This window comes from Sphingopyxis sp. (genome assembly GCF_036402335.1).
Taxonomy (GTDB): Bacteria; Pseudomonadota; Alphaproteobacteria; order Sphingomonadales; family Sphingomonadaceae; genus Sphingopyxis.
Genome location: NZ_DASWTD010000069.1, coordinates 1 through 5908, shown reverse-complemented (window position 1 = coordinate 5908; position 5908 = coordinate 1). Strand labels below are relative to the sequence as shown.

Sequence of the window (5908 nt, the reverse complement as noted above, 5' to 3'; positions counted from 1 at the left end):
CGATAATGCGGTCGGTGACGGCAGCGATGGTAGGGTGGAGATCAGTCATAAATTTTCCCGTCGCCCCCGCGAAGGCGGGGGCCGCTGGAGGGTCTATGCAGCGACGAAGAGTAAGGCCGACGGCGGCCCCCGCCTTCGCGGGGGCGACGTGCTATTTCTTCAGTCATGCCAGCTCGCTCCGGCGCGCTCGATCAGCGCGATTGCACTCGACGGCCCCCAGCTTCCCGCGGTGTAATTCTGCGGCGCCATGTCGACTTCGGCCCAGGCGTCGCGGATCGAATCGATCCACTGCCATTGCGCCTCGACCTCGTCGCGGCGCACGAACAGCGTCTGGTCACCCTCGATGAAATCGAGCAGCAGGCGCTCATAAGCGATGCGCCGCCGCTCGCCGGCAAAGCTGTGCGAGAGCGAGACGTCCATCGTCACTTCCTTCAGCTTCACGCCGTCGCGGTCGAGCCCGGGCTGTTTCGCCATCACCTTGACCCGGATATTTTCTTCGGGCTGGAGGTTGATGATCATGCTGTTCGCATCGAGCTTGCCCGCGCCGACGCGCGCGAAGATATTGTGCGGCACCGGCTTGAACTGGATCAGCACTTCGGACTTGCGCTGCGGCATGCGCTTGCCGGTGCGCAGGTAAAAGGGCACGCCCTTCCAGCGCCAATTGTCGATATAGGCCTTGATCGCGACGAAAGTCTCAGTGTTCGACGGGTTGCCGAGTTCGTCGGCATAACCCGCAACCGCGCCGCCATTGACGGCTCCGCTGGTGTACTGCCCCTTCACGCTGTGCTCCTTGACGTCGGCGGCGGTCAGCTTGCGGAGGCTCCGGAGCAGCTTGACCTTCTCGTCGCGCACCGCGGTCGACGAAACACTCGAAGGCGGCTCCATCGCGATGATCGCAAGCAGCTGGAGCATATGGTTCTGGACCATGTCCTTGAGCGCGCCGACACCGTCATAATAGGAAACACGGCCCTCGAGCCCGACGGTCTCGGCGACGGTGATCTGGACATGATCGATCGCCTGCGCATTCCACAACGGCTCGAACAACATGTTGGCAAAACGCAGCGCGAGCAGGTTCTGCACCGTTTCCTTGCCGAGATAATGGTCGATGCGGAACACGCGGTCCTCGGCAAAGGCATCACCGACCTGCGCGTTGACGTCGCGCGACGAGGCGAGATCGTGGCCGATCGGCTTTTCCATCGCGATGCGGCATTCGGCGCACGCGATGTTCGCGCTTTTGAGTCCCTGCGCGATTGGGCCGAACATCGATGGCGGGGTCGAGAGGTAGACACCGATCGGGCGGCCCATGCGGTCACCGAGCAGCGCGGCGAGTGTGTCATAGCCCGTCCCCGCTCCCGCATCGATCGCGCAATAATCGATACGATCGAGAAAGGCCGCAACGCCCGCCTCCTCAATGCGCTCGGCAGGCAGATGCTCGACCAGCGCTTCCCGAACCTGCGCCTGGAATGCCGCGCGATCCATTTTCGAGCGCCCCGATCCGATGATCGTCAACGCGTCGGCGAGCAGACCGTCGAGATGGAGATTATAGAGCGAGGGAAAGAGCATACGCTGCGCGAGGTCGCCCGTCGCGCCGAACAGCACCAGTGTTTCGACTTTCACGCTCACAATCGTCCCCTTGGATAACATGCAAGGAATTGGGGGATACGCAGCGCGAATGCAACGCGCATACGTAAGCCGCATACGATGTCGCCCCTTGGCAAATCCGACAACGCTGCCATAGGATTTCGCGATGTCCGAAAACCCCGCACCCTATGATGTCATCGTCGTCGGCGGCGGCGTCAATGGCGCGGGCGTAGCGCGCGACGCCGCCGGGCGCGGTGCGCGGGTTCTTCTCCTCGAAGCAAACGACCTTGCCGAGGGCACCTCGTCGAAGTCGACCAAGCTGATCCATGGCGGGCTGCGCTACCTCGAACATTATGAATTCGGGCTCGTCCGTGAAGCGCTCAGGGAACGCGAAGTTCTGTGGGCGATCGCGCCGCATATTATCCGTCCGCTGCGCTTCGTACTCCCACATCGACCCGGCCTCCGCCCGCGCTGGCTGCTCCGGCTCGGCCTCTTCCTCTACGATCATATCGGCGGCCGCCGGAAACTGCCCGCGACGCGCTCGATCGACCTTCGCCGTCACGCTGCGGGCGGGCCGCTCCAACCGCAATATGTCCACGGTTTCGAATATTCGGATGGCTGGGTCGACGACGCGCGGCTCGTCGCGCTCAACGCGCGCGATGCCGCCGACCGCGGTGCACGCATCCGCACGCGCACGCGCGCCGAGATGCTGCGCTGCGAGGACGGCCTGTGGGTCGTCGACGCGCGCGACGGTCAGGGGCATCAATATCGCTTCACCGGCCGCAGCGTCGTCAACGCCGCAGGGCCTGCGGTGCTCGACCTGCTCAAACGCGCCGACGCCGAGCCCGATCACCAGATGCGGCTGGTGCGCGGATCGCACATCGTCGTGCGCAAGATCTTCGAACATGACTATGCTTATTTCTTCCAGCTTCCCGACGGCCGCATCTTCTTCGCCATCCCCTATGAACGCGACTTCACGCTGATCGGGACCACCGATCAGGATCATGAAGGGCCGGCGAGCGAGGCAAAGGCGAGCGACGAAGAGATCGCCTATCTGTGCGAAGGCGCGAGCCTTTATTTCCGCACCCCCGTCACCCCCGCCGATGTCGTCTGGACCTATTCGGGCGTGCGGCCGTTGATCGAGGATGGATCGGGCCGCCCCGAAGCCGCGACCCGGGGCTACCGCATCGACCTGGACATGGCCGAGGGCGCGCCGCTGCTCACCATCTATGGTGGCAAGATCACCAGCTATCGCCATGTCGCCGAGGATGCGGTCGACGAACTCGCAGGCCACATCGCTGCACTCTCGGGCAAACACTGGACCGCAAAGGCGCCGCTGCCCGGCGGCGATTTCCGGACCGATGGGGCTGCGGCCCTGAAGGCCGAGTATAAGCTCGCCCATCCCTTCCTCACCGCCGCGACGGTTGACCGTATCGTCAAGGCCTATGGCACCGATGCGCGCCGCTGGCTGGGCGATGCTACGGGTTGGGATGCGCTCGGCGGCGAAATCGCACACGGCCTCAGCGTCGCCGAGCTACGCTGGATGGCAATGCGCGAGTGGGCGCGCACCGCCGACGATGTCCTCTGGCGGCGCAGCAAGCTGGGGTTGCATTTCACGGCCGCGGAAACCGAACTGCTCGCCGGCTACGTCGAACGCTTCGCGGCCGAAGCACGGCAGGCCGATGCCGAATTTTTCGGCGACACGCCGCCCCCTGACCATTGCATCAGGCCATAAGCGCGAGCGCGTCGGCACCGGCAGGGAAATGCGGCTGTCCCGTCCGGTCGTGAACCGCCTGCCACACCGCCGCCGCGACATCGGCCTCGGTCGTGAACAGCGCGGGCTCGGCCATCGCGGCGAGGATCGGCGCGGCATAGCTGCCATAGGGCTCGGGCAGGACGTCCTCGAGGCGGATATCGGTGTTTTGCGCGAACGCGGTCGTCGGACCATATCCGGGTTCGACGAGCTTCACCGAAATGCCGAGGGGTTCCAGTTCTTGCGCGAGCGAGCCGGTGAAACCCTGGATTGCGGTCTTGCTGCCGGTGTACGCAGCGGCAAGCGGGAAAGGTGCCAGCGTCGCCGATGAGGTGATGTTGACGATCGTACCCGAACCGCGTTCGCGCATCTGCGGGATTACCGCCTGCGTCATCGCGATCGTGCCCAGCGTGTTGGTCGCATAGACGTCGCGGATCTTCTGCATCGGCGAATGTTCGAGCGCGCCGAACAGGCCGATCCCGGCGTTGTTGACGAGCACGTCGATCGGGCCTGCGCGTTCGAGCGCGAGCGCGATGCTATCTTCGTCGGTGACGTCGAGCGTGAGGGTGCGCAGTGTTTCGGATGTTGCAAAAGGTGCCGCGGAGGGGCTCCGCATCGTGGCGATGACGGTCCAGCCCTGCGCGTGGAAATGGCGTGCGGTTTCAAGGCCATAACCCGACGAGCAACCGGTGATGAGGATGGTTTGCATGGACATTTTCCTTTTCGAAGTTGGTGGAAAGCGTCTAGCCAAGACCATCCGGACTATCTATAATCTGAAATCCGTTATTCATTACAGATAGTCCGGATATGTCCGATCCCTTGTCCGATCTTATCGCGCTGCTCCGCCCGCGAACCGTCTTTGCCAAGGGGATCAGCGGTGCCGGGCCTTGGGCCGTGCGCTACGGCGACTTCGGTCATCCCGGCTTCTGCACGGTGATCGAGGGACGGTGCCGGCTCGCGGTCGACGGCGCCGGGGCGGTGACGATCGAGGCGGGGGACTTCATCTTCCTTCCTGCGACCCCCGGCTTTACCATGTCGGGGTTCGAGTCCGCCGAGCCGGTTTTCGTCGATCCACACGACGCGGCGGCAGGCCTGGCCGGAGAGGTGCGTCACGGGCGGCCGGACGGCGACGCCGATGTGCGGATGCTCGGCGGCTATTTCGTTTTCGATTCGCCCGACGCCGCGCTGCTCGTGTCGCAACTTCCGGCGCTCATTCACCTCAGCGGTGCCGAGCGACTGGCGACGCTCGTCCGGCTGGTGCGCGAGGAAACGGGCGCCGATCGGCCCGGCAGCGACCTCATCCTCTCGCGGCTGGTCGAAGTGCTGATCGTCGAGGCGCTGCGTTCGATCGAAGGCGACGAAGCGCCGCCAGGATTGCTCCGCGCGCTTGGCGATCCTCGGCTCGCGGCGGCGATCCGGCGAATCCACGGCGAGCCGGCGCGGCCATGGACCGTCGCCGCGCTAGCGAAAGAGGCGGCGCTGTCGCGCTCGGCTTTCTTCGATCGCTTCGCGCGGACGATTGGCGTGCCGCCGATGGAATATCTGCAAGCCTGGCGCATGAACCTCGCCAAGGACCTGCTCCGCCGCAAGGCGGGCGACATGGCGACGATTGCGGAGCGGGTCGGCTATGGCTCGGCGAGCGCGTTCAGCACCGCCTTCGCGCGCCACGTCGGCCTGCCCCCGAAACGTTATGCGCTGACCGCCTCCTAGTCGGTGCCGAACTGCTCGGCGAGCTTGGCGCGCCGGACTTTCCAGGTCTCGGCGAGCACAGGTATGTCGCGAAGCGCGCGCAGGTCCGCCGGTCGATCCTTCGCCTCACCGCCGATCAAAAGGCCGAACAGCGAGGCTAGCGGCCAGCCGGGCCATGGTCGTTCGACAAGTTCGAGCGCGTCGCCCGCGCGCACGCTGCCGGGTTCGAGGACGCGGTAGTACCAGCCCGTCCGCCGCGTCGCGACGACCGCAGCCATCACGCCCCTCGCCCCGAACCGGTGGTCGAGTTTCCAGCACGGCTGACGCGCCTGCGTCACCTCGACCAGCGCGGTACCGAGGCGGAAGCGGTCGCCGAGAAAGACCGTCTGTTCGTCGAAGCCCGCGGTCGAGATATTCTCCCCGAACGCCCCCGGGGCATCGAGCAAGGGCGCATCGCCGAGATGGCTGCGCCACCAGTCATAATGGTCGGCGGGATAATGGTGGATCGCCTTGTCCACGCCGCCATGGACCATGCGGTCGGCCTGCTCGTCGCCGACAAGCCCCATCGCGTCGATCGCCGCCGCGTCGGCGACCGGCAGCTTGCCGATCGCGCTTGGCTCGTCGCCGCGAAAAGGGCGGGCCTTGCCTGTCAGGACAGCGAGAATTTCGGTCTTCATATCCGATTGCATAGGCCACGCGGCGCAAATGGCAATCGTTCCCCGGGCATGGCCAGCGCCGATGAACGTCCCGAATGCGCTCGACACGAACGGGATATGGGGGCGTCCGGTTTCGGCCGGAAGCTGCACCTCCTTCCTCCCTGTGGCGCAGCCATGGGGAGGTGGCAGCGCGAAGCGCTGACGGAGGGGCCTGTGGCGCGAGGTTGCC

The 5908-nt window shown here is 65.3% G+C and carries 5 protein-coding genes; 2 read left to right on the top strand and 3 right to left on the bottom strand.

Annotation, left to right across the window (positions count from 1 at the left end; genetic code table 11):
* Positions 1–159: 159 nt before the first annotated feature.
* Complete coding sequence (gene zwf, locus VGD20_RS02125; RefSeq protein WP_331132872.1) at positions 160–1644, bottom strand: glucose-6-phosphate dehydrogenase; 1485 nt, start codon at positions 1642–1644, stop codon at positions 160–162.
* Between the two features lie 103 nt (positions 1645–1747).
* Here zwf and glpD point away from each other — a divergent pair, with 103 nt between their 5' ends.
* A complete protein-coding gene (gene glpD / locus VGD20_RS02120; RefSeq protein ID WP_331132871.1) occupies positions 1748–3316 on the top strand; it encodes a glycerol-3-phosphate dehydrogenase in 1569 nt (522 codons plus the stop codon).
* Here the strand turns inward: glpD and VGD20_RS02115 are convergent.
* Positions 3306–4043, bottom strand: coding sequence for an SDR family oxidoreductase (locus tag VGD20_RS02115; protein WP_331132870.1), 738 nt, complete (start codon positions 4041–4043; stop codon positions 3306–3308). The genes glpD and VGD20_RS02115 overlap by 11 nt on opposite strands.
* Before the next feature lie 98 nt (positions 4044–4141).
* Between VGD20_RS02115 and VGD20_RS02110 the strand changes: the two genes are divergently transcribed.
* The gene (locus VGD20_RS02110) at positions 4142–5044 is read left to right on the top strand and encodes an AraC family transcriptional regulator (protein ID WP_331132869.1); all 903 of its coding nucleotides are present in this window, start codon (positions 4142–4144) and stop codon (positions 5042–5044) included.
* Here the strand turns inward: VGD20_RS02110 and VGD20_RS02105 are convergent.
* The gene (locus VGD20_RS02105) at positions 5041–5700 is read right to left on the bottom strand and encodes an MOSC domain-containing protein (protein WP_331132868.1); all 660 of its coding nucleotides are present in this window, start codon (positions 5698–5700) and stop codon (positions 5041–5043) included. The two genes, VGD20_RS02110 and VGD20_RS02105, sit on opposite strands and share 4 nt — an antisense overlap.
* Positions 5701–5908 lie beyond the last annotated feature (208 nt).

What these genes read in the sequence shown, in the direction of transcription:
- zwf (WP_331132872.1), bottom strand. Translation starts at nt 1,644, where the DNA reads ATGTTATCCAAGGGGACGATTGTGAGCGTGAAAGTCGAAACACTGGTG.
- glpD (WP_331132871.1), top strand. Translation starts at nt 1,748, where the DNA reads ATGTCCGAAAACCCCGCACCCTATGATGTCATCGTCGTCGGCGGCGGC.
- VGD20_RS02115 (WP_331132870.1), bottom strand. Translation starts at nt 4,043, where the DNA reads ATGCAAACCATCCTCATCACCGGTTGCTCGTCGGGTTATGGCCTTGAA.
- VGD20_RS02110 (WP_331132869.1), top strand. Translation starts at nt 4,142, where the DNA reads ATGTCCGATCCCTTGTCCGATCTTATCGCGCTGCTCCGCCCGCGAACC.
- VGD20_RS02105 (WP_331132868.1), bottom strand. Translation starts at nt 5,700, where the DNA reads ATGAAGACCGAAATTCTCGCTGTCCTGACAGGCAAGGCCCGCCCTTTT.